This is a genomic window from Tropicibacter sp. Alg240-R139, from assembly GCF_900537075.1.
Classification (GTDB): Bacteria; Pseudomonadota; Alphaproteobacteria; order Rhodobacterales; family Rhodobacteraceae; genus Falsiruegeria.
The window spans coordinates 407,837-430,102 of record NZ_UNRA01000002.1 but is presented as its reverse complement, the minus strand read 5'-3'; the positions used below and the strand labels follow the sequence as shown (position 1 = coordinate 430,102).

Genomic DNA, 22,266 nt, shown 5'->3' with positions numbered 1-22,266 from the left:
GCAATAGACCATAGCAAACAGGCGAAACTATGGCATCAGCAAGCCCAAGCTGGTGTCAGGAGGCGTAAGCTTCAAGACGGGAACCACGTCCCCGGTTCAGAATCACACCCAGCAGCGGCACATGGCCACCAATGATTTTTTCGCAGGCCTTTACCTGATCCGAGGTGGTCTGCTCGCCATCCGAGACCAGCAGGACACCGTCGATTTGGCCCATGAAAGCGGTTAGATCGTCATGCGCCAGAACCGGCGGCAGGTCATAAAGAACAACATCCGGCTGTACGTCTTCGATCATCGCATCAAGCGCCTCGCCGCAGGCTTGTGACTGTAACAGCTCGGCGGCATTTGTGCTGGCTGTATCGGTCAACCCTACAGCCAGCGTATTACTGCAGCGTACCAAATGATCCTGCAGGGCGTGCTGTCCATCCAGGAACTTCTGTTGTTGGCCAAGGGCCGCGATGTCCAACGCGGATTTCACGCCCGGATCACGCATGTTCATGTCCATCAGGATGGTACGGCTGTCAGGCACCCGTGCCAGGCTAAGCGCCAGATTGGTTGCCGTGAAAGTCGCCCCGCAGCCAGACGTGGGCGCAACAATCGCGACGCGACGCCATCCCTCGTGTTTGAGTGTCTGCAACAAACGGGTGCGCAGAATGTCAAAGGCCCGTGCGGTCGGCGTTTCGCGAAAGAAATTCACCAATGGGGCCCGCGACAAATATTGATCACGCATACTGATCGACACTGACTGCAATTGCTCCCAGGTGTTTGGCAGCACGGCAGGCAGGGTTTCTACCCGCACCTCTTCGGTCAGGATATGGGGTTCAACGGGTTCCTCACGCAGCACTGTCTTGGGCTCATCGCGCAGCGCAGCCTTGCGGCGGAAGGGTCGATAAGACTCCTCTCCCCCCCCGGGCATGTCACCCGCGCGGGGCGGGGTGCGACCGTTTTCCAATTCCGACATCATCTTGTTATCATAGTAACTCATGTCGCTGCTCCCAAACCACTTTTTCCTGAGCATTCGTAATCACACAATGGTGGCGGTCAGTACCCTGTCCGCCGCACCACCACTCCAACTGTTTTGAACAACAGAACGATATCCTGCCAAAAACTCACCGATCGTGCATAAATGGCATCCATCCGCGAGCGGAAACTGAACACTTCTTCGTTGCGCGCTGACACTTGCCACAACCCGGTGATGCCCGGACGCAGCGAGAAATAGGGCCCACTGGGGCCATAAAGAGAAAGCTGTTCCGGCAACATCGGGCGCGGACCAACCAAGCTCATATCACCAATCAGCACGTTCCATAACTGTGGCAATTCATCTAGTGACGTCTTACGCAGCATGTTCCCCACACGAGTGATGCGCGGATCATTCTTTAGTTTCTGTGTCGTATCCCACTCGTGCCGAAGCGCCGCATCAGTTTGCATCATCGTTTCGAACTGGGCCTCGGCATCCATCACCATCGTACGCAGTTTCAGGATCTGAAACGTACGACCGCCACGCCCCAACCGGGCCTGTCGATAGAACGGGTTCCCCCCCTCGATCATCAGCGCAATAGAGCAGATCCCAATCACCAACATCCAAATTGGCGCCGTCAGCACAGTCAGGCTGATGTCAAAGACACGTTTACCAAACTGAGCGTAAGTCGAATGACCCAAGCCATTAGCCAGAGCCCCCACTCCGGCGTTTACATCTGCTGGAGCGATGGCCAACGCAGCAACAGAACCACTGCGGTTACCAGGCACCAAGGTTACCTGCCCGGATGCTTCCAAGGCCGCTTCCTGGATATAGTCCTTCATCGTTTCCCCCATGACTGCGTCAAAAAAGTCCGCTGGCTACACCACCAACGAGGGACGCGGTAACTACACTCACACTCTGGCCCGAAACGCAGCAGCTGCTCCGAGCGGGTTACTGTTTTATATAAGTCACGCCCGCACCCATCGCGACTTTCCAAACGACCAGAACACGGCCAATTTATGCCTTTGTTCTGCCACGATTGAAGCTATCACCCACCCATTCAATTTTCAGAAAATCCGCGTAAACAGATTGTTTCCGCTCCTAACACAGCGAAAAGGCGGGATTTCTCGAGTTCCCAAGGAACCAATCCCCCCAAGATCAGCCCTACTGTTCTCGGTTCGAGAATAATTCTACAGCCAGAATCAAAATGCACTGCCGCCAATCAGCGTTAAAGGGGAAAACGGCCAATTATGGCGCAAACATGGCGTAACGCATAGTTTGGATCCGTCGCCGCACTTTGGTGACGCCAGTCAACATCACCCCTTCTCGACCCAGAGGGCTAGGCCGTCCGATACTGACCGGGCGTATTCCCTGTCCATCGCTTGAACGCATCGTTGAAGCTGCTGAGACCAGAATACCCAAGCAGGTAAGAAATTTCGGCCAGCGACAGATCGCTGTCTTTGAGGTAATTAACCGCCAAAGCTGTACGCAGGTCCTCGAGCGTCTTGAAAAATGTGGTGTTTTGTTCAGCCAGACGCCGCGACAAAGTACGCGCGCTCATCCCCAATGTTCGGGCCACTGTTTCCTGCCCAACCTCACCAGATGACAACCGGTCGGCAATGGCCCGCTCCACTTCGACCACTATGGGTGGCAGGTTCCGCGATTTGTCCTGCAGAACGCGGTCGCACAGATCAACAAGAACCTTGTAGAGCTCATTGTCCGCCGTCATCAGAGGCAGGTCCAGATCGGTCTGCTTGAAATGATACTCGTTTGCATTCTGCCCGAATTTGACAGGGCAGCCAAAGAACTTCTCAAACACATCCACATTTGAATTGCGCGCGTGATGAAACGTGACCAGTTCAGGACAAAAATCGCGATTTGTGGCTTGTCGCATGGCAAACAACAGCCCTGACGCGCCGAACTCGACGTAGTGACGCCGTCGCACGTGGGTGGGTACCGCAAAATACCAGCGCAGCACGCCGTCACTGTCCAGCCGGTCGATATCGATCTCAACCGCGTCGCTAAACACCCGACGGTAGCGGGTCACGTTGCGAATTAAATCCTTAACTGTCGGCGAGGACATGCCCACATAACAGATCAGCCCTGTCCGGCGCATCTCGCGCTTGGCGCCCCGAATTAATCCCAACACATCATCACCCGTCAGCTCGCTGGCGTGCTCGAAAAATGTTGCGATCTGTTCGAACGGCAAAAAGGGTTTTTCCTGGTCCAGCAGATCCGGTGCAATCCCGGTTCCATTGAACACCTTGCGTTCGCTGAACCCTTGAGCCAGCAAATCCCGGGCCAATGTCTGAACAAACACGGCACCATGCATGGGGGTCGGCTGTACCATGTCAGGCTTCCCCCCCTGCCTGCATGAAATCACGCCAAACTGACTGCAACAATTCCGCCTAGACCCTTGTTGTTTCAACCGAGTTTCCCTGAGCATAGCACCGGCTGGCCAAAAATCCCCAGCAAAATGACCGGCTCGCCGAATGATTTGTCCAAAATCCATAAACCTGGCGCGCACCCAATGCCCAAATAGCTGATGACATTGGAATGCAGGTGGAAACCACGCGCGCCCTTTTGGGTTTCTTGGGGTGACGCTTGCTAGATTTGGATTTTGGAGGGCCTGAATGAGCCGCCTGACTGAAATGGAAGCTTTTGCCACCGTCGTCGAAGAGGGAGGCTTTACAGATGCTGCGCGCAAGATGGGGATTTCCAAGTCCGCAGTGTCGAAACACATCTCGGCCCTCGAATCCCGGCTAGGCGCCCGTCTGCTCAGCCGCACGACACGGCGCGTCAATCCGACCGAGATCGGGCTGGCCTATTATGACCGTGCGAGCCGCATCCTGAATGACGCAGGCGAAGCGGACGCGCTGGTCGCTGCTTTGCACGCGCAACCATCAGGGCTTTTGCAGGTCTCGGCGGCCAGCGACTTCGGAATTCACGAGTTGTCCCCCTTGCTCAGCGACTTTCTCGCCGAATACCCGGAAATCACAGTGAACCTTGAGTTGAGCGATCAGACCATGGACCTGATCGCCGAGGGTTTCGATCTCGCGATCAGGGTGGGAGAGCTGCGGGACAGCAGTCTGCGCGCTCGCAAGCTATTGGAATTCCCGATGCGCCTGGTCGCCAGCCCCGAATATCTGGACACGCACGGCGTGCCCGAAAAACCCGTCGATCTTGAGGGGTACAAATTGCTGAGCGCTTCGACGAGGCCCGGCGCAAACATCTGGCGCTTGACGGATGAAACCGGTGCGGTGCGTCAGGTGCCTGCAACCGGAGGATTGAGTGTCAACGATGGGCAATCCCTGCTCAATGCTGCGGTCGCGGGTCTGGGCATCGCTTATTTGCCCGAATTTCTGTACCGGGAAGCCGTAGAGCTGGACATTCTGCAAGATGCCATGCCCTCGCTGCCGGAACAGATGCAGCCGGTCTTTGCCGTCTATCCACCAGGCCGCTTTACGCAACCCAAGGTGCGCGCCTTCATCGACTTTCTGGTGCATCAATTGGGCCAGCCCCCCAAGAACAGGCTTTGACGGGATCAAGACAACAGGGCTTAATGCAGGGGTAGCTTCATTCCATTCAGGAGTCCCAACGGATGCCAGTTTCTCTGCAAGTCATTTATCCCGTAGCAGAAGGGTCAACCTTTGATCACGACTATTATACAAGCACGCATATGCCGTTGGTCGCAGAACACATGGGCCCGCACATCCAATCTACTCTGGTCACAAAGGGGCTCGCCGGTGGGCCTGATGTGCCTGCAGGGTATCATGCTGTAGCCACAATCGTTTTTGCCGACAATGACGCGCTTGGTGCGGCCATGGGGGCGGCAGGTCCGGTGGTCGCGGACATACCGAACTTCACCAGCGTTCAGCCAAACATGCTGATCGGCGAGGTCATAGGCTAAGGCCCTACATCAGCTTTATGAAGCTGTTCCAGTAGCTGCCGCGTGCCGGCAGCTGCACGGTCGACCTGTCCTTCTTGGATAAAAGATAAAACGCGCGCCAACGCTTCTTTTTGACTTATCTGATCCAGATGCGCACCCAATGCCTTCAGCTCGTTTGGACGGATCGACAAATACAGCGCCTGCATATCCTTGGCCCCATACCCGTATTTGTAGCTTTCGTTGCCGTGGCAGAAATCATAGACGTTATAGCCGTTTTCAATAGCCCAGCGAATACTCTGTGAATGCAGCAGGGGCCCTATGTGATGGCCCTTGGCCTGCTCGTCTCGCCCCGCCACAATGAAATGCACGCGCTTGTGCTGCGGGTCCAAAACATGTCCCAAGGCACCCAACATCCTGCCCCCCTGGCGCAAGACGGACAGATAGAGCAACCCCATGGCCTGAGCTGCCATCAAAACCTGACGATAGTTGCCTGCAACCTGGCGCGCTGTTTCTGCTCCTTTGACCTGTGCCCATTTGGCCTGCCAAAGTGCAAGCAAGGCGTCGATGTCGCGCGCGTGATCCAAGGTTTCGGCGAAACTCAACTCTCCACTGTCGAGAAACTTTCGCTCAAATCGTTTGATCTTTTGTCTTGAGTTCCGGCTTAGGCAGTCACTCAGATAGCGCTCGTAGCTGTCCGGCAACGGGACTTGAGGGCACAACAGGTTGTCAGTTTCACCGCCGTTTATACGGTACGATTTGAAGCGAGTGCGGAAGTAATCCTGCGGAAATGCGCTGGCAAAGGCAATCATCCTGCGTTCGGACACGACATATCGCAAAGAAATCTTGACCCATGGCGTTTCTTGCAAGTGGTTGGCAATTGCCTGGATCGCGGCCTTTTCATGGGATGGATCACACAGAAACCCGGTGTATTCACTCCAAAGAAGACGCCCGCCAGCTTCGATCTCGGTCTGGAACTCTGTTCGGGTCTTGCTCCAGTGGACGCGGTACTTCAGCGGCAAAACGGCCACCAAATCCTTTCCATCCCACGCCGAGATTACCCGCCACCGACCGGTCGTGGCCCCAAAGGCTTGCATCAGCCAAGCCCATGACAAAAAAACGCTCCCTTCGGTATCCTTCTGCTCCAGAGCTTCCCACGCCGAGCGTAGAGCACGGAAACCATCCAGGGTATCGACCGCTACAATCCGCAATTCAGTAGGTTCAGACACCTCGCCTTGCCCCGAAATGATCTGCTGAACTGTCATCACGCGCTTTTCAGTGAGCGGCCTTCCTTGAGAATTTCAAGAAAGCTGTCCCGCGCGCCTTCGAAATTGCGGGTCAATGGCGCGGTCACTTTGGCCTGTGCCGAGAAGTAAGCACCAACCTGACAGATTTGGGCGGCGAATTCGGGATGAACCCCCGCATCGTCATATTTGCGTACACGCTGCTTTGACAGCCACCCACGCTTTTTGGCCTCTTTCACAATCAACTTGAAACGCTGCACACAGTGGAAGGTCAGATAGACCGACAAGAATTCCAGATAAGCCTCGATCGTGTGACCGCATTCGGGATCGAAACAATCGATCATCACGTCCACCATCTGATCCGGCGCAATAGGCCATGCCTCGTCACCGATCAACCAGGCAAAATCCTCAGCCCCATGACGCAGGCCCGCATATTCAAAGTCAAACCAGCGCAGCTTGCCGTCTTTTCCGATAGCCGCATTGCCCGATCGACAATCCCATTTGACGAACTGACGACCCGGAGAGGACACCGCTTCTCGCGCGGCCGTGCCATCAAAATCGCTCGGTATTCCGGTGGAATACGGCTGCAGCGCATCAACCGCACTCACAACGTTATCGATCCAGTTCTTATTTGTCCCCAGATGCGGCATCATCTCGTGCAGGTCGGATTTGCGTGACGCGCTTTGATAGCGAAAGATCGACGATACCGCCTGGGCGGCCAGGTCAAGCTGTCCGGCGCCGTCGTGACGCATAATCTCTTGATTCAGACGGCGGCGGCCAACATCGCTTTGGAACATGATCTCGCCGACAACGCCCAGAACTTCGGGCGTGTCGTCGCAATAAGTGCGCAGCTCTTCCAGAACATGTGCTTCCAGGTGGGTGCGGCGAAAGTTCGGTCTATAGGTCGCGATCACGTCCATGTCATCGAAATGCAGGCGAAAGCTTGACCGCCCTTCGCCACCCGGTGCCGTCACTTTGAGAACCGCGCGACCAAAATGATCCTCGGCGGTCTCGACAATGCGCTTCATACGATCGTCGTTGTCGTTCTTGGCCACAATAACACCTCACGTTTGTACACTGACGGCGCGTGCAGTCGCACCCGGATTGCTCGAATGGCCAAATGGATACTTTGAGAGTTTGGCGATTCTGAGGAAGCAATAAGTCAGGCTCGCATACCACATCCCTCCGATTCGACGGTAAAGTCGGGCACGGTCGATACGCGATTGGCAGTGATCAGCAATCAATTGACCGAACAGCACAGTCATTGTTTCCCACTTTCAGTTAATACCAAGGCACATTTGTCAGAAAGTTGACACAAAATTGCCGGATTTGACGCCGGGCCATACCCTGATCGGCATTGAAATCAAGCTGCCTGACGCAATGGGGGCCAATTGCGGATCTGGCGGCTAGGAAAATGCACACGTCCATAGGGGGAGTGATACGCATGGGTTACAGTAATTGGAATTGGTACGGGTACGGCGGCAGCAAGTCGTATCACAACGGCGGCGTCGAAGGGGACAGCTTCTCTGATTGGTATGACGCGTATCTCTACGATAAGTATTGCTCCAGTTCGGATGACACCAAGGGTTCCGGTTCGGGTGGCACCAAGGGTTCCGGTTCGGGTGGCACCAAGGGCTCCGGCTCGGGTGGCACCAAGGGCTCCGGCTCGGGTGGCACCAAGGGCTCCGGCTCGGGTGGCACCAAGGGCTCCGGCTCGGGCGGCACCAAGGGGTCCGGCTCGGGTGGCACCAAGGGTTCCGGCTCGGGCGGCACCAAGGGCTCCGGCTCGGGTGGCACCAAGGGCTCCGGCTCGGGCGGCACCAAGGGGTCCGGCTCGGGTGGCACCAAGGGTTCCGGCTCGGGTGGCACCAAGGGTTCCGGCTCGGGCGGCACCAAGGGCTCCGGCTCGGGCGGTACCAAGGGCTCCGGTTCGGGCGGCACCAAGGGCTCCGGTTCGGGCGGCACCAAGGGGTCTGAATCAGACGGCGGCGATAAAACCAAGGTCACGTTCCAGGTCGGTGACGACCCGCAGGTGACGGTTGAAATCTCGGCCCTCGACACCGGAGAATTGTTTATCCGCCTGTCAGCCACCGAATATGATGGTACCGAAGGCGACATCGACGGTTTCTTCTTCAACATGACCGACGACAGCGAGGTTTCAGCGCTCAACTTCTTCCCCTCTGACGGTGAACGCGGTGTGACCGGCCATCAGGCCAATGCCAATTCGGTCACAAATCTTGCCAACGGCTTTACGGTCTCAACGGCCTACGATGCGGCATTTGAATTCGGCGACACGGATGAAGCCGCTGGCGAGCAGGAATTTGGTGAAGAGACTTACGACATCAACTTTACGCTCTGGTCCGACAACGGCGCACTGACGCTGGACGACATTGATCTGGACAGCATTGCCGTAGCGATCGACACCAACTCGGCCGATGCACAGCTTCTGACAGCTTCGGACGCAGTGAACGCGGGCGCAAGCACGTCGGATGCCTATCACAACGGCGGTGTCGAAGGAGATGGCCTGGATGATTGGTACGACAAGTCGCTGAGTGACAAGTATTCAGACAGCAAAGGCTCGGGCTCGGGCGGCACCAAGGGTTCCGGCTCGGGTGGCACCAAGGGCTCCGGCTCGGGCGGCACCAAGGGTTCCGGCTCGGGCGGCACCAAGGGTTCCGGCTCGGGCGGCACCAAGGGTTCCGGCTCGGGTGGCACCAAGGGCTCCGGCTCGGGCGGCACCAAGGGTTCCGGCTCGGGCGGCACCAAGGGYTCCGGCTCGGGCGGCACCAAGGGCTCCGGYTCGGGCGGCACCAAGGGCTCCGGTTCGGGCGGCACCAAGGGCTCCGGTTCGGGCGGCACCAAGGGCTCCGGTTCGGGCGGCACCAAGGGTTCCGGTTCGGGCGGCACCAAGGGCTCCGGTTCGGGCGGCACCAAGGGCTCCGGAAACGATCTGCCGAAGTACTCGGATGATTGCGAGGATGACGAGTATTCATACGGCGAAACCGTAGTCTTTGCCTCTGGCGGAACCTCGGGTGGGGCGAAATCCGAAGATTTCATGGCCCTCATGAACAAAGGCACCGAAGATCTCGACGACGCCCATTCTGATGATAAATGGGATGACGAAGAGGTCGACGACATGGTGTGACCCACACCTTGAAAAACCCAAAAAGGGACCGGCTATTGCCGGTCCTTTTTCTATTTTCGAATGCCCAATTTGGCCCCGACCCGGGGCTCTGCCGGAAGCTTTTTATGGTCTTCCAACATTCGCGCCAGTCGCTTTTGCGCCCAATCGGGATAGTTCTCTGACCGTCCCGTTTTCTGGCTGACGTTGATGACCATCCCCTCTTGCGTGGCGCACAGAACATCGTCCTTTTCCGCATACATCTGTCCAAAGTAGTGCAGGCGCTTGTGATCGTGATCTATCAAGCGGAAGTGGAAATAGAACTTTTCACCTTCAAGCAGCTCTCGAAGGAACTGAATGTGCGACTGGATCATGTAGGGACCTGCTCCGGCGGTTCTGACATAATCTTCACCGATGCCCAGATACTCGCCCACCATCTCCTCTAATGCCAAATCAAAAGCCACGCCGTAGTAGCCGACGTTCATGTGTTTGTTGTAATCGATCCAATCCGGTTTAACAGACATGCCCCGCACAACAATCGGCGCGGGATAGGGCCCGTCGTGGCCACTGACAGCAATGTTGTTCATGCATCTGCCTTTTCGTTTGCAGTCTAGCGATCACCCTGCCCCGAATGCACACGCCAGACAAACGGTTTCCAACGTCACACCGCCGCCGTCCTGTGCGCATTCAGGCCACGTAAAATCCAGGATCTAGTATCCGCCGGGTCGATCACTGCGTCAATTTCGTTGTAAGAGGCGACGTTGATGGCCCTGCCCTCGGCATAGGCCCGCGCCACCAGCTTGTCGAACAGGACCTCGCGCGCCACCGGGTCGGGTTCCGCCTCTAGCTCTTTGCGATACCCCAGGCGCACGCCACCTTCGAGCCCCATGGCCCCGAACTCTCCAGTTGGCCACGCAATGGTAAAAACCGGATTGGCGAAACTGCCCCCAGCCATGGCCTGTGCCCCGATGCCATAACCTTTGCGCAACGCAACAAAAAAGAGCGGCACTGAAAGTGCGGCACCAGCCCCGATAAAGTCGCAAGCCGCAGCCACCCCGCCTTGTTGTTCGCTGTCGGGGCCCACCATGAACCCCGGAGTGTCGCACAAGGACAGGATCGGCAAGCCAAACCGGTTGCACAACCGCATGAACCGCGCGCCCTTGGTCGAAGCCGGGGCATCCAGCGCACCGCCCAAGTGATGAGGATTGTTAAGCATGACCCCCATGGGGCGCCCCTCGATCCTCAGGAATCCAGTAATCAAGCCAATTCCGAAACAGGCACCAAGTTCCAGAAAGCTGCCCGTATCAGCCAACGCCATCGCAACTTTACGCGGCTCATAGATCCGCTTGCGATCCTCGGGCACCAGATGGCGCAGCATCCGCTCATCCGTGACGGTCCAGTCGTCGGTTGCACCTTGGAAGTAAGACAACACCTCACGCGCGACATCGACTGCCTGCGTGTCATCATCTGTCAGAATGTCCACAAGGCCGATTTCAGCTTGCATCGGTGCCGGGCCAACTTCGCGCGGGTCAAAGCGACCCAAACCGCCGGCCTCGATCATGGCCGGGCCGCCTAAGCCGATCCAGCTGTTCCGCGCGGCAATGCGGATGTCCCCTGCGCCAAACAAGGCTGCGTTCCCGGCAAAACAAAAGCCCGAGTTCACCGCGATCTTGGGCCCCCATCCACGCAGGCCCGCATAGTCCGAAAAGGTTTTGACATCCAAAGCGCAATGCATGGTGCCTGCAAAGTCATCGTCATTGGGTCGGCCACCGCCGCCTTCGGTCAGAAATATGCTGGCCAGTCCCAATTCCGATGCCTTTTCCAACAAGCGATCAGTTTTGCGATGTCCGAAAACGCCCTGTGTGCCTGCCATCACGGTCGAGTCGTAGGCCAGGATTGCGACCTGCCCTTTTGCAGCATCAAATTGTCCTGCGTTGACAGTTCCCAAACCCGTCACAATCCCGTCGGCAGGAGAGGACTTGATCAGCGCATCAACCCCAAGTTTCTTGCGTTGTGCAGCGATGACCAGTTGCCCGTATTCGTGAAATTCTCCGCCTTCGCACAGACGGTCTACGTTTTCGCGGGTGGTGGCTTGCCCTCTGGCCCGTCGACGCTCTACCGCCTTTGGTCGAGCCGCATCCAAGGTCAGTGCCAATCGGTCCTTCAGCGTCGACAGATCGGCGCGCGGACTGCCCGGATCAACGTCAAATTCCACCTCCAACGTATTCTGCACGCCACCGACAGCACGCAGAACACACAGCATCGCTCCTATGGGCACCGTTTCGCCCTTTGCTGTCGAAATATCTTCTATCCAGCCCGATTGAGGTGCCGCAATTGCGTGCTGCATCTTCATGGCCTCTATGATGAACAGCTCTTGACCCGCCCGCACCGTGTCGCCGGGCGATATCAAGACATCACTGACCAAAGCTTGGATCGGGGCGGCCACGCCTACACAACCGCCCGGCACACTCACCTTAGCTTCGGTTGGTTTAGGAGTTTCCTTTTGTTCTTGGAACACCCGGTTGGGCCGTGTTTCCCCGCCAGAAAACCCGTCCAGAAACTGGGTGGACACGTCCCACCTCTGAACGGCGGGAGCCGACAGGATCGAACGAAGATGAAAAAGGTTCGTGTCGACGCCGGTGATTTCAACCTCGGACAAGGCGCGGTCCGCGCGCTGCAACAGCTTGGTCAGGTCATCCCTGCCAGCGTGAACGATGATCTTCGCCAACATCGGGTCGAAGCCTGAATTGGTGGTGTATCCCGCATATCCATGGGTCTCGACCCGAACACCTTGGCCACCGGGCATCTGAAACCGCTCAAGTGTACCGGTGACGGGCAAGGCAGTGCCGTCCGCCTGCACTGTTTGCGTGTTCACACGCAGCTGGATTGCCGCCCCAAGGGGCGCGGCAGGGTTCAACAGCTGTGGATCGATGTGTTCCAGCGCTTCGCCATTGGCCAATCGCAACTGCAACTCGACCAGATCAAAACCTGTGATTGCTTCGGTCACAGTATGTTCGACCTGGATACGCGGGTTTGTTTCGATGAACCGAAAGGCACCCGACTGCGCATTCACAAGAAACTCAACCGTGGCCACGCCGCGCAGCTTGGTTGCCCCCACAAGGGCCAGCGACGCTTTGATCATCTGCTTACGAAGGTTTTCCGCCAATCCCAAAGCAGGCGCCAGTTCGACAACCTTTTGGTTGCGCTGTTGCAACGTACAATCGCGGTCCCACAACTGGGTTACAGCCTGCCCGTCGCCTAGAACCTGCACTTCGATGTGGCGTTGATTGGTCAGGTATTCTTCGGCGTAGATCTCGGCCATGCCCGAACCGGACGCCGCTTCGGCTTGGGCCTGCTGGAACGCTTTCGCCAGTTGCTCGGGCGTTTCGACGCGTCGCATGCCACGCCCACCACCGCCATGCACCGCCTTGAGCATGATCGGTCCGTCGACTTGGTCCAGAAACGCCTTAACCTCTTCAACGGTAGTAAACGGACCATCGCCCCTTGGCACCGGCACGTCCAATGATTGCGCCACCTCGCGGGCCCGCAGTTTGTCACCCATATCCTCTAACGTTGTGGGAGTAGGGCCCACAAAGACCAATCCAGCCTCATCGCAGGCGCGGGCTAAATCCGCCCGCTCACTCAGCAAGCCATAACCCGGGTGAACAGCGTCACAGCCCGTCTTGACCGCGACCGCGATCAAAGCGTCAATGTCCATGTACCCCGCCGCACCGGCGCCTGGCAGTTCACAAGCCTCGTCGCCGTGTTTCACATGCAAGCAGCGCGCGTCATCCGGGGTGTGAACCGCGACGACCGATATCCCCATCTGAGCTGCGGTACGTGCGATGCGAATGGCAATCTCGCCCCGATTGGCGATCAGCAGTTTCTTGAACATCGGCACCCCCTCGTTTCATGCCCCATCAAAGGTCGAGAAAGAGGGCAAATCCAGTCAATCCCCCACGCTTGACGCAAGGTCGTGGCGCAGTACGGCTGGAAATCTAGGTCCCGAAGCGGCTGAATAGCTTGTCCAACCCTTCGTCGATCTGCTGTTTCATCCCGCGCTCGAGTAAGTAATCCCGCAATTCGGCATTGAACCCACCGGGCGTACCAAGAGCATCGAGCAGATCGTCCAGCGCGCTTTCATGGTTCAGTGGTGCCGACAGAAGACCGCCACCTACCAACAAGCGCAAAAAACGCTCGGCCACGGCGACATCGCCCGTCTTTGAGGTCAACCAATCACGCGCCAGCACCAGTTGCGTCACCGCAGGTGAAAGGATGGCTTGTGCCGACAAGAACGCCTCTAGGTCGGTAGCGGTATTGACCGGGATCACATGATTGCGCGAACCAAACAGTTCCTGCATCAAAGGGCTCGAAGGGCAACACAGGACAGGCGAACCGCCCTGTGCAATGGCTGGAAATGGGATGGCAATGCCATCGACGCGCGCAGGCGCAACAAGCAGTGACAACTCAGCCTCTGGTACTTCGGCCATCAAGGATACAACGGCTTGGCCTTCCTGAAACCGCAGTTCGGGCAACTCAGCTCGCGCAACGTCAGGCATAAGCCCCAGAATCACGACGTCGCTTTGATCAAGAACCTTTTGATTTGGAGCAACCGAAATAGCCTGAAATTCCTGCGACAGCGCCTGTGCATTTGTTCGCGAGCGTTCGGAAACGACGATCTGATAACCATCCCTCATGATCCCCCGCACCACGGCGGTTGCAATCGTACCGGTTCCTAAAACTCCCATCCGCATCAGATATCCTTCATCAAGCGCAGCGCATCATAGATCGCCGCATGGGTGTTTCTGGCCGAAACGGCATCGCCGATCCTGAATAGATCAAACAGGCCATCTGGGTTTCGCACGACCGACTGCGGATGTCCCGCAATCAGCGCGTCGTGATCAACCTCGCCGCCATTGCGCGACTGTGGACGCAGGTCGAAATACAGATCCGCGTTCGGCAACGTACCATAGTTCACGACGATCATATCATAGGTTTGGGTTTCGATCAGATCACTGTAATCCGTGCCGATTGCCGCGCGCAGACGGTTGCCTTCGCGCTCGATCTCGCACAGGCGCCGCGTGACGATGAAGTCCACGCCCTTGGATTGCAAGTCACGCATGTAGGGCACCAGATTCATTGCCATGATGTCGGGGGCAAAGATCCGGTCCGGTGTCATCACTTCAACCTTGGCACCGGCAGTGCTGGCCGCCATCGCTGCCTGTAGCGCCGGGTGATCGCCGCTTTCGTCATAGATCAGAACCCGCCCCGCTGGTTTCACTGCCCCCGATATTACATCCCAACTGCTGACCGCCAGGGGCTGCTCCTCTGCTGTTTCAAACAAGGTGGTGTTCGGCAGCCCACCAGTTGCGACGATCACCACATCCGGGGACAGGGACAGCACATCATCTGCCTCGGCCCAGCTATTGAACTGAAACCGCACGTCCCGCGCCGCACATTGAGACATGCGCCAGTCTATGAGGCCGATCATTTCGCGCCGGTGCGGGGTTTGTGCGGTCAGGCGCACTTGCCCACCTGGGTCTGCTGATGCCTCGAACACAGCGACCTCGTGACCGCGCTCAGCCGCAACTCGTGCAGCCTCTAGCCCGCCAGGTCCTGCGCCAACCACAACCACACGCCGCCGCGTGCCTGCCGGAGGGATCACATGCGGCATCGACAGTTCCCGCCCGGTGGCGGCGTTGTGCATGCACAGCGCCTCGCCTGCCTGATAAATGCGATCCAGACAATAGGTGGCCCCGACGCAGGGGCGAATGTCATCCTCGCGCCCCTCAGCAATCTTTTGCACCACATGGGGGTCGGCCATATGCGCGCGGGTCATGCCAACCATATCAAGCAGACCCTCAGCCACTGCATGGCGCGCTGTCGCCACGTCAGGAATACGCGAAGCGTGGAAAGTGGGCATACCAATCTCAGCCCGAACGCGGCCCGCGAAATCCAGATGTGGCGCAGACGGCATGCCCTGTACCGGGATCACATCAGTCATGGCGGGGTCGGTGTGAATGCGCCCCCGAATTACGTTCAGAAAGTCGACTTGCCCGCTGTCCTGCATCGCACGCGCCATATCAAGCCCGATCTCAGGAGTGATACCGCCCGCTGCGCTCTCATCCGCCGTATACCGAACCCCGATCAAGAAATCCGGGCCCACCCGGTCGCGGATGGCGTTGATCACATCCATACCGAACTGCATTCGACTTTGCAGGCTGCCGGCCCCGTATCGCCCGTCCAGATGGTTGGTCAGCGGTGACCAGAACTGATCGATCAAATGGCCGTATGCCTCAAGCTCGATCCCATCCATGCCACCCGCCTGCATCCTCTCGGCTGCATCGGCATAGTCGCGAATGATCCGTTCGATATCCCAATCCTCGACCAGTTTGGGAAAGCTGCGGTGCGCAGGCTCGCGGTGCGGCGTGGACGAGACCGAGGGCAACCAATCGCCCTTGTTCCAACCGGTTCTGCGACCCAGATGGGTCAGCTGGATCATTACCGCACAGCCGTGTTCGTGGCACGCATCCGTAAGGTTGCGAATCCACGGCACGACTTCATCCTTGTAGGCCAGCACGTTGTTGAACACGGGCGGCGAATCCGTGCTGACCGCGGCCGACCCGGCCGTCATGGTCAGGGCCACCCCGGCCTTGGCGCGTTCTGCGTGATAGGCGCGATAGCGGTCTTTGGGCATCCCGTCTTCGGGATAGGCCGGTTCATGCGCCGTCGTCATGATCCGGTTCTTGAGCGACAGATGCTTCAATCGGTATGGCTGCAGCAGCGGATCTTTGGACATGATTTTCGCACCTTGAATAGCACAGTCGACATGACTGTCGATTTACTGAACGAAAGTGTCAATGCAGTTGTGAGCGTTTGTTTGTGGTGCTAAGCCTGCACCATGAACGACCAGACCCCTCCCCGCCAGCGCGGATCAGAAACCCTGTGGCTGGATGCCGCCGCCAAGTTGCTGTGCGAAGCGGGCATCGACGCCGTAAAGGTCATGCCTTTGGCCAAACGCCTTGGTCTGTCCCGCACCGGATTCTATTGGCATTTCAGGGACCGCGAGGCCTTGCTTGAGGCGCTGATCCAAAGGTGGGAGGCCAAAAACACCGGCAACCTGGTGGCCCGAACCGAAGCATTTGCCGAAAACATTTGCGAGGCGATGTTCAACTTGTGCGACTGCTGGCTGGACAACACGCTGTTCGATTCCCGTCTGGATCTGGCCATCCGCAACTGGGCCCGCACCGACCCGGCGCTGCAAGAACGATTGAACCGTGCCGATAGGCAACGTCTGAGCGCGATCCAAGGCATGTTCACATACCACGGCTACACCGAGTCCGAAGCCGAAGTGCGCACCATGACGGTACTCTACACTCAGATCGGCTATCTTTCGATGCAAGTGCAGGAAAGTCACTGGAAGCGGATTGCGCGGGTGCCGGATTATGTCGAGGTCTTCACCGGTCAACGCCCCAGCGAAAGCGATGTTGGGCGTTTCATGTCCCGCCACCTGACCGAGCAGATCCAGAGTTAAAGCCCCAGCTCAAAACCGCAGGGCTTGCGCGTCTACGCCTGCGGGAGTGCGTCAGACACCAGACGCATGCCTAGATGGGCCGGAGGCGAACCTACGGCACAGCCGCCGCGCGCTGGATCCCTGACCAGAAACGGCACGGCCGCCACATGTTCGCCGCCGACAAAGAATGCGGGGCAGCGGTCGGGGTCGATCCCTTCGCCTACGCCTGCATAGCATTCCTGCGTCCATTCCCAGACGTTGCCGTCTAGATCGACGATCCCTTCGGGAGAGGTCGAATAACTGCCCTGAGGTTTGAGCGCGCGCGGCGCAATCCCTTCGGTCAGATAGGTCGACGCCCATGTCAGTGACGGGTCGGTGAAAATCGGGTCGGGCTCTTCGGGCAGCACGGGTTTGGCGATGTGCTCCCACTCTGCGAGTGACGGCAGGCGAAATTCATGCCCGGTGGCTGCGTTGAACCAACCCAGGTATTCCGCCGCGTCCAGATAGCTGAGGCCGGTGGCTGGCGTGGAGTCAGGATCAAGACCCGCGCGGACGCGCAGTTCCATCGTGCAACCACTGTCTGCGTGGCAGCGGTTCCATTCGGCAACCGTCACCTCATGGCGTTGAACATAAAGCTTATCCCCACCGGGCAGAGAAACCGGGTTGTCAGCCATATCCGGCATGGGTTGGGTGGGCGAAAAGGGTGGGCTCAGCAGAGCCCACCCAACAAGGGTAGTCGCCGCCACACTGATACCTGTCCAACCAAAAATGGTCTTTCGGGGAAATTGGAGTGTGGCGGCGGCTTTCATGGTCTATCGTCCAGCAGTCTTAAGTTGCAAAGGGACGCGGAGCGACGACCTGTTCCATCAGATTGTTGTCCCACTCACCTTCGACGATGAAGTGTGCCGTGGCACCCAAAAGCGCTGCCTCGATCAGGTTGTGGTTCACATAGGCGTACACGCCCGGCTGCTCAAAAGTGTACATCGCTGCAACCGCACATCCGCCACGGACAAACCAGGTTTCAACACCAGTCTGGGGAGTGTCGGTGAACGAAGTCTCCCAGACATAGTTACCGTGGCCACCAATCAGGTGCGGACGGGTGTCGCGGTTGGCCTGATTGTGGATCATCAGAACGGTCTCGCCGACTTTGAACTTCAGCGCGCTTTCGCCGGTCAGGGCGCCAACCGCGCCATTGAACACCGAATGCGTTGGCGTCAGGGTGCGCATCGCATCAAGGCTGTCGGCATAGTCGTCGCCGGCGGCTTCATAGGTCTTGAACTCGCCGTTTTCATCCTGAGGCAGATAATAATCCTGCTCGCCGATGTACGCGATCTTGTCGTACTTCAGCGGGTTGCCATCGGCATCCTTCAAGCCATCGCGCGGCAGCACCATAACAGCGCCGTTCATCCCGTGGGTGACGTGATAGGGGATCATCGCCCCACCGGGTGCGCAGTGATAGGTGAAGCAACCTGGCTTAGTCGCTTTCCAGCGCAGCACGGTTTCTTCGCCCGGATAGACGTGGGTCAGGCCACCGCCGCCCAAAGCACCGGTCGAGGCGTGAAAGTCGATGTTGTGCTCCATCACGCTGTCTTCGGGGTTGCGCAGGGTCAGTTCCACCATGTCGCCCTCGTGGCAGATGATCAGCGGGCCAGGAACCGAGCCGTTGTAGGTCAGTGCCCAGACGGATGCGCCGGTGTCCTCGTCCACCAACATCAGACGTTCGGTGGTTTCCATGGTGATCTCGATGATCTTCGGCCCGCCCGTCGCGATCTGCTCGTGTGCGGGGGCAAAAGGCGGCGCGACAAGTTCTTGTTTTACGCGGGTATAGCCCGACAGGTCTGCGGGTTTTGCGGTGCTGTCTGCGGTCTGCTCGGCTGCGGCCTTGTGCAAGTTCTTTGACACAGCGTCCGCCTTGAGCGGCATGTGGCTGCGGTGCGCGGCCATGGCTGTCGCGCCGGTCATCGCGGCGGCACCGGCCAGAACCGATCCGCGCAGCACGTTGCGGCGACTGGTTTTCATAAGGCCTGGGTTGATAAGTTTGGTCATTTTATCCTCCTTGGGGTCGGATCAGTGCGGCAGGCCATTGCCCTGCCGCCAAAACAGGGATCAGAAGTTTGCCAGCTGGGCTTCAAAGCGTTTCTTGGCTTTCTTCGGCACGCGGCCTTCCAGAAAATCCTCGGGCGGCTGGACGTCACCTACAGCAATCGTCATCACCATGCCCATTGCGTAGTGTGGCTTGCAGATCACGCCATAGACGCCTTCGGTGTCCAAAGTGACCTCAAGCTCTTGGTTGATCTTACCCTTGAAGCCTTCGGCCCCTTCGGGAAACATGCCTTTGCCGGTCTCGGCATTGTGGCCCTTGTCGCTTGCCAGGAACTTGATCGTGTCCCCGGGTGCGGCTTGGACAAAGGCAGGCTCAAACACCATGCGCTCGCCATCGCTGCCCTTGTTGAGCATCTTGACCTCAAAGGTTTCCGCAAAGGCGGCTCCTGCCATCAATGTGGCCAGGGCTATGCCGGTTGCTACTGTGCGGATCATCGGTCTGTCCTTCCATTTTTGATCTCTTGAGCCGGACTCTATTAGGTTCGGCACGGCGAAATTTGCGCTGGCGCAAGGTTTCATGTGTTTTTGGAAGGCAGGGGTTGGGAGTGAACTGGCTTTGTCGTCACGAATGTGCCAATTCGGATGGGTAATGACTGAGAACACTAAGAAAACCCTGCCGCGGCTTGACGAAAGCCTGCTGACGCACTTGCCGCCCTTTTCCAAACTCGAGCGGCGCCAGATCCGTATCATTCTGGATCAGGCCAGTTCACGACGCTACGACGAAGGCGCGCATATCTTTGAAGAGGGCGAAACGGCCGAACGGTTCTTCATGCTGCTGGATGGCTATGTCCGGGTCGTGCGCGTGACGCAGACTGGCGAGCAAGTCACGGCATTGCACATTCCGGCGGGGCAACTGCTGGGCATAGCCAAGGCCATCGGGCGCGAGAGCTATCCCGCCACAGCCGTTACCGCGACCGAATCCATCGTGCTCAGCTGGCCGACCCGGTTGTGGGATACGTTTGTGGCCGACTACGACGGCTTTGCGACCGAGACCTACAAGACAGTCGGCCATCGCGTGGGAGAATTGAACACGCGCATCGTGGAGTTGGCCACCCAGCAGGTCGAACAACGCGTCGCCAATGCACTGTTGCGCCTGATCAGTCAGACCGGGCGCAAGGTTGACGACGGCATCGAGATCGACTTTCCCATCACCCGCCAAGATCTGTCCGAACTTACGGCGACGACCCTCCACACTGTCAGTCGGTTGTTGAGCAGATGGGAAAAAGAGGGAATCGTTGAAAGCAAACGTAAGCGAATCAAAGTTTGCGATCCGCATGCGTTGGTCGAACTGGCTCAGTCCTAAACTTCGAGGGCGCGCTTCAGTTCCGCCCGGAATTCGAGCTCATCAAGATCGTATTCCACACAAGCATCCGTGATTGTGTGGAACGGATTTACCACGCATCCAACACAGAGCATCCCATGCCGCAAAAAGACCTGAATGGTCTGCGGCCAAATCCTCATCACATCCGACAGCATTAAATCCGGGTCATCTAGGCGGGGCATATGAATGTCCTTTCCCCCTAAGCTAGGGGTCGAACCGAGACAAACGTTGCGCTGGCGCAAGTTTCGCTGCTCAAGGCCAAGCTACCAATAGGCATCCCGAGCTGAAGGAGGCCGACGCATGGCTGAAATCTTAACAAAATCGCGGGCGCGCAACATCTTCTACGGGGGTTCGATATTCTTTGTCGTGATCTTTGTGGGGATGACCGTCCACAGCCACAAATACGTGGTGAACCGATCAACCGCAGGTATGGAACTGAGCGAAGAGGTCATTCTGGGCAAACATGTCTGGGAACGCCATTCCTGCATCAACTGTCACACCCTGCACGGCGAAGGCGCCTATTTTGCGCCCGAACTGGGCAACGTCATGACCCGGTGGGATGTGATGGAGTCGCCCGAGGACGCCTATGAGGTGCTGGATGGCTGGATGAAGTCCCAGCCCACCGGCATCGAAGGCCGACGCCAGATGCCATTTTTCGAACTGACCGAAGAAGAGACACGCGGCCTGGCCGAGTTCCTTCGTTGGGCCGACCAAACCGACACGCAGGGCTGGCCGCCCAACGACGCAGGTTAATGGGCGCAAGGAGAAAAACCATGAAGTATCAATCTCAAAAAGTGGCGATGTACTACTTCCTTGCCGCTATCGCCCTGTTCGGCATTCAGGTGCTGGGTGGGCTGTTGGCAGGCTGGATCTATGTCTCGCCCAATTTCCTGGCCGAGCTTTTGCCGTTCAACATCATTCGCATGATCCACACCAACGCCCTGATCGTCTGGCTGCTGTTGGGCTTCTTTGGGGCCGCCTATTTCCTGATCCCCGAGGAATCCGAGCGCGAGATCTATTCGGTCAAGCTGGCCTACATTCAGCTGATCATCTTGTTGGTGGGCACATTGGGCGCTGTTGGATCATACCTTGTGGGTATCCACGGGGGGCGCGAGTTCCTGGAACAACCGCTCTGGGTCAAGTTCGGCATTCTCGTTGCTGCGCTGATCTTCCTGTTCAACGTCTCGATGACCGTTTTGGCGGGTAAGAAGACTGCGATCACCAATGTGCTGCTTATGGGTCTGTGGCTGCTGTCGCTCTTGTGGGTCTTCGCCTTCATCAACCCTGACAACCTGAGCCTGGACAAGATGTACTGGTGGTTTGTTGTCCACCTCTGGGTCGAAGCGACCTGGGAACTGGTAATGGCCGCAATTCTGGCCTTCCTGCTGCTGAAACTGACCGGCGTGGACCGCGAGGTGGTTGAAAAATGGCTTTATGTCATCGTTGCCACCGCACTGTTCTCCGGCATCCTTGGCACTGGACACCACTTCTACTGGATCGGCTTGCCAGGCTACTGGCAGTGGATCGGGTCCATCTTTTCGACCTTCGAGGTGATCCCCTTCTTCCTGATGATGAGCTTTGCCTTTGTCATGGTCTGGAAAGGCCGCAAGAACCATCCCAACAAGGCCGCGCTGTTGTGGTCGCTGGGGTCGTCAACTGTGGCCTTCTTTGGCGCTGGCGTCTGGGGTTTCCTGCACACGCTGCATGGCGTGAACTTTTACAGCCACGGCACACAGATCACCGCCGCACATGGTCACCTGGCCTTTTACGGGGCTTACGTGGCGCTGAACCTGGCGATCTTTACCTACGCGATGCCGATACTGCGCGGTCGGATGCCCTATAATCAGGTGCTCAACATGGCCTCGTTCTGGTTGATGACCGGAGGCATGGCGTTCATGACTTTTGTGCTGACCTTTGCAGGCACCATTCAAACCCACATGCAACGGGTTGTTGGTGACTACTTTATGGAAGTCCAGGACGCGCTGTCCGTGTTCTACCTGATGCGGTTTGGCGCGGGTGCTGCCGTGGTGATCGGTGCTCTGCTCTACATCTATTCGATGCTCGTGGTGCGCAAGCAAGAGGTCATCACCCCCGGTGACGCAAGTTCGGTTCCGGGAGAGTAA

The 22,266-nt window shown here is 57.8% G+C and carries 20 protein-coding genes; 7 read left to right on the top strand and 13 right to left on the bottom strand.

Annotated features, from left to right (window positions below; genetic code table 11):
* Window positions 1–55 precede the first annotated feature (55 nt).
* The 3 genes from G6R15_RS09765 to G6R15_RS09755 form a co-directional block, all read right to left on the bottom strand.
* Window positions 56–982, bottom strand: coding sequence for a CpsD/CapB family tyrosine-protein kinase (locus G6R15_RS09765; protein WP_164659674.1), 927 nt, complete (start codon window positions 980–982; stop codon window positions 56–58).
* 56 nt (window positions 983–1,038) lie between these two features.
* Window positions 1,039–1,797 carry a sugar transferase gene (locus G6R15_RS09760; RefSeq protein ID WP_164659673.1) on the bottom strand — a complete coding sequence of 253 codons (759 nt, stop codon included), beginning with the start codon at window positions 1,795–1,797 and terminating at the stop codon, window positions 1,039–1,041.
* Window positions 1,798–2,294: 497 nt separating this feature from the next.
* Window positions 2,295–3,305: an AraC family transcriptional regulator gene (locus tag G6R15_RS09755; RefSeq protein WP_164659672.1), complete on the bottom strand. Its 1,011-nt coding sequence runs from the start codon at window positions 3,303–3,305 to the stop codon at window positions 2,295–2,297.
* Window positions 3,306–3,588: 283 nt separating this feature from the next.
* Here G6R15_RS09755 and G6R15_RS09750 point away from each other — a divergent pair, with 283 nt between their 5' ends.
* Together G6R15_RS09750 and G6R15_RS09745 are read left to right on the top strand one after the other, a co-directional pair.
* Window positions 3,589–4,494 carry a LysR family transcriptional regulator gene (locus G6R15_RS09750; RefSeq protein ID WP_164659671.1) on the top strand — a complete coding sequence of 302 codons (906 nt, stop codon included), beginning with the start codon at window positions 3,589–3,591 and terminating at the stop codon, window positions 4,492–4,494.
* A 62-nt stretch (window positions 4,495–4,556) separates the two neighbouring features.
* Window positions 4,557–4,865 carry an EthD family reductase gene (locus tag G6R15_RS09745; protein ID WP_164659670.1) on the top strand — a complete coding sequence of 103 codons (309 nt, stop codon included), beginning with the start codon at window positions 4,557–4,559 and terminating at the stop codon, window positions 4,863–4,865.
* On the opposite strand, the gene G6R15_RS09740 is transcribed toward G6R15_RS09745, so the two are convergent.
* Window positions 4,862–6,106: a GNAT family N-acetyltransferase gene (locus G6R15_RS09740; RefSeq protein ID WP_164659669.1), complete on the bottom strand. Its 1,245-nt coding sequence runs from the start codon at window positions 6,104–6,106 to the stop codon at window positions 4,862–4,864. The genes G6R15_RS09745 and G6R15_RS09740 overlap by 4 nt on opposite strands.
* Window positions 6,106–7,140: a hypothetical protein gene (locus tag G6R15_RS09735; RefSeq protein WP_240336721.1), complete on the bottom strand. Its 1,035-nt coding sequence runs from the start codon at window positions 7,138–7,140 to the stop codon at window positions 6,106–6,108. The genes G6R15_RS09740 and G6R15_RS09735 overlap by 1 nt, the downstream gene beginning before the upstream one ends.
* Window positions 7,141–7,529: 389 nt before the next feature.
* Here G6R15_RS09735 and G6R15_RS22870 point away from each other — a divergent pair, with 389 nt between their 5' ends.
* Window positions 7,530–9,230: a hypothetical protein gene (locus G6R15_RS22870; protein WP_240336720.1), complete on the top strand. Its 1,701-nt coding sequence runs from the start codon at window positions 7,530–7,532 to the stop codon at window positions 9,228–9,230.
* A gap of 50 nt (window positions 9,231–9,280) precedes the next feature.
* Here the strand turns inward: G6R15_RS22870 and G6R15_RS09725 are convergent, their stop codons facing one another.
* The 4 genes from G6R15_RS09725 to G6R15_RS09710 all read right to left on the bottom strand — a co-directional run bounded on the left by G6R15_RS09725 (window position 9,281) and on the right by G6R15_RS09710 (window position 16,005).
* Window positions 9,281–9,793, bottom strand: a complete 513-nt coding sequence (locus G6R15_RS09725) for a thioesterase family protein (protein WP_164659668.1) — start codon at window positions 9,791–9,793, stop codon at window positions 9,281–9,283.
* 74 nt (window positions 9,794–9,867) lie between these two features.
* Complete coding sequence (locus G6R15_RS09720; RefSeq protein WP_164659667.1) at window positions 9,868–13,101, bottom strand: carboxyl transferase domain-containing protein; 3,234 nt, start codon at window positions 13,099–13,101, stop codon at window positions 9,868–9,870.
* Window positions 13,102–13,204: 103 nt separating this feature from the next.
* On the bottom strand, window positions 13,205–13,960 hold the full coding sequence (locus G6R15_RS09715; protein WP_164659666.1) for an NAD(P)-binding domain-containing protein: 756 nt from the start codon (window positions 13,958–13,960) through the stop codon (window positions 13,205–13,207).
* The gene (locus G6R15_RS09710) at window positions 13,960–16,005 is read right to left on the bottom strand and encodes an FAD-dependent oxidoreductase (RefSeq protein WP_164659665.1); all 2,046 of its coding nucleotides are present in this window, start codon (window positions 16,003–16,005) and stop codon (window positions 13,960–13,962) included. The genes G6R15_RS09715 and G6R15_RS09710 overlap by 1 nt, the downstream gene beginning before the upstream one ends.
* Before the next feature lie 102 nt (window positions 16,006–16,107).
* Here G6R15_RS09710 and G6R15_RS09705 point away from each other — a divergent pair, with 102 nt between their 5' ends.
* Entirely contained in the window at window positions 16,108–16,740 is a 633-nt protein-coding gene (locus G6R15_RS09705; RefSeq protein ID WP_164659664.1) for a TetR/AcrR family transcriptional regulator, read from the top strand.
* 32 nt (window positions 16,741–16,772) lie between these two features.
* On the opposite strand, the gene G6R15_RS09700 is transcribed toward G6R15_RS09705, so the two are convergent.
* From G6R15_RS09700 to G6R15_RS09690, 3 genes are all read right to left on the bottom strand, one after another.
* The gene (locus tag G6R15_RS09700; protein ID WP_240336719.1) at window positions 16,773–17,402 is read right to left on the bottom strand and encodes an SUMF1/EgtB/PvdO family nonheme iron enzyme; all 630 of its coding nucleotides are present in this window, start codon (window positions 17,400–17,402) and stop codon (window positions 16,773–16,775) included.
* A 145-nt stretch (window positions 17,403–17,547) separates the two neighbouring features.
* Window positions 17,548–18,765: a copper-containing nitrite reductase gene (nirK, locus tag G6R15_RS09695; RefSeq protein ID WP_164659663.1), complete on the bottom strand. Its 1,218-nt coding sequence runs from the start codon at window positions 18,763–18,765 to the stop codon at window positions 17,548–17,550.
* A 60-nt stretch (window positions 18,766–18,825) separates the two neighbouring features.
* A complete protein-coding gene (locus G6R15_RS09690) occupies window positions 18,826–19,257 on the bottom strand; it encodes a pseudoazurin (protein ID WP_164659662.1) in 432 nt (143 codons plus the stop codon).
* 154 nt (window positions 19,258–19,411) lie between these two features.
* Between G6R15_RS09690 and G6R15_RS09685 the strand changes: the two genes are divergently transcribed.
* Window positions 19,412–20,125, top strand: a complete 714-nt coding sequence (locus G6R15_RS09685) for a Crp/Fnr family transcriptional regulator (RefSeq protein WP_205520499.1) — start codon at window positions 19,412–19,414, stop codon at window positions 20,123–20,125.
* On the opposite strand, the gene G6R15_RS09680 is transcribed toward G6R15_RS09685, so the two are convergent.
* Window positions 20,122–20,325: a DUF1858 domain-containing protein gene (locus G6R15_RS09680; protein WP_306432344.1), complete on the bottom strand. Its 204-nt coding sequence runs from the start codon at window positions 20,323–20,325 to the stop codon at window positions 20,122–20,124. The two genes, G6R15_RS09685 and G6R15_RS09680, sit on opposite strands and share 4 nt — an antisense overlap.
* A 118-nt stretch (window positions 20,326–20,443) precedes the next feature.
* Here G6R15_RS09680 and G6R15_RS09675 point away from each other — a divergent pair, with 118 nt between their 5' ends.
* Together G6R15_RS09675 and G6R15_RS09670 are read left to right on the top strand one after the other, a co-directional pair.
* Entirely contained in the window at window positions 20,444–20,896 is a 453-nt protein-coding gene (locus tag G6R15_RS09675) for a cytochrome c (RefSeq protein WP_164659661.1), read from the top strand.
* Window positions 20,897–20,916: 20 nt separating this feature from the next.
* Window positions 20,917–22,266 carry a cbb3-type cytochrome c oxidase subunit I gene (locus G6R15_RS09670; RefSeq protein ID WP_164659660.1) on the top strand — a complete coding sequence of 450 codons (1,350 nt, stop codon included), beginning with the start codon at window positions 20,917–20,919 and terminating at the stop codon, window positions 22,264–22,266.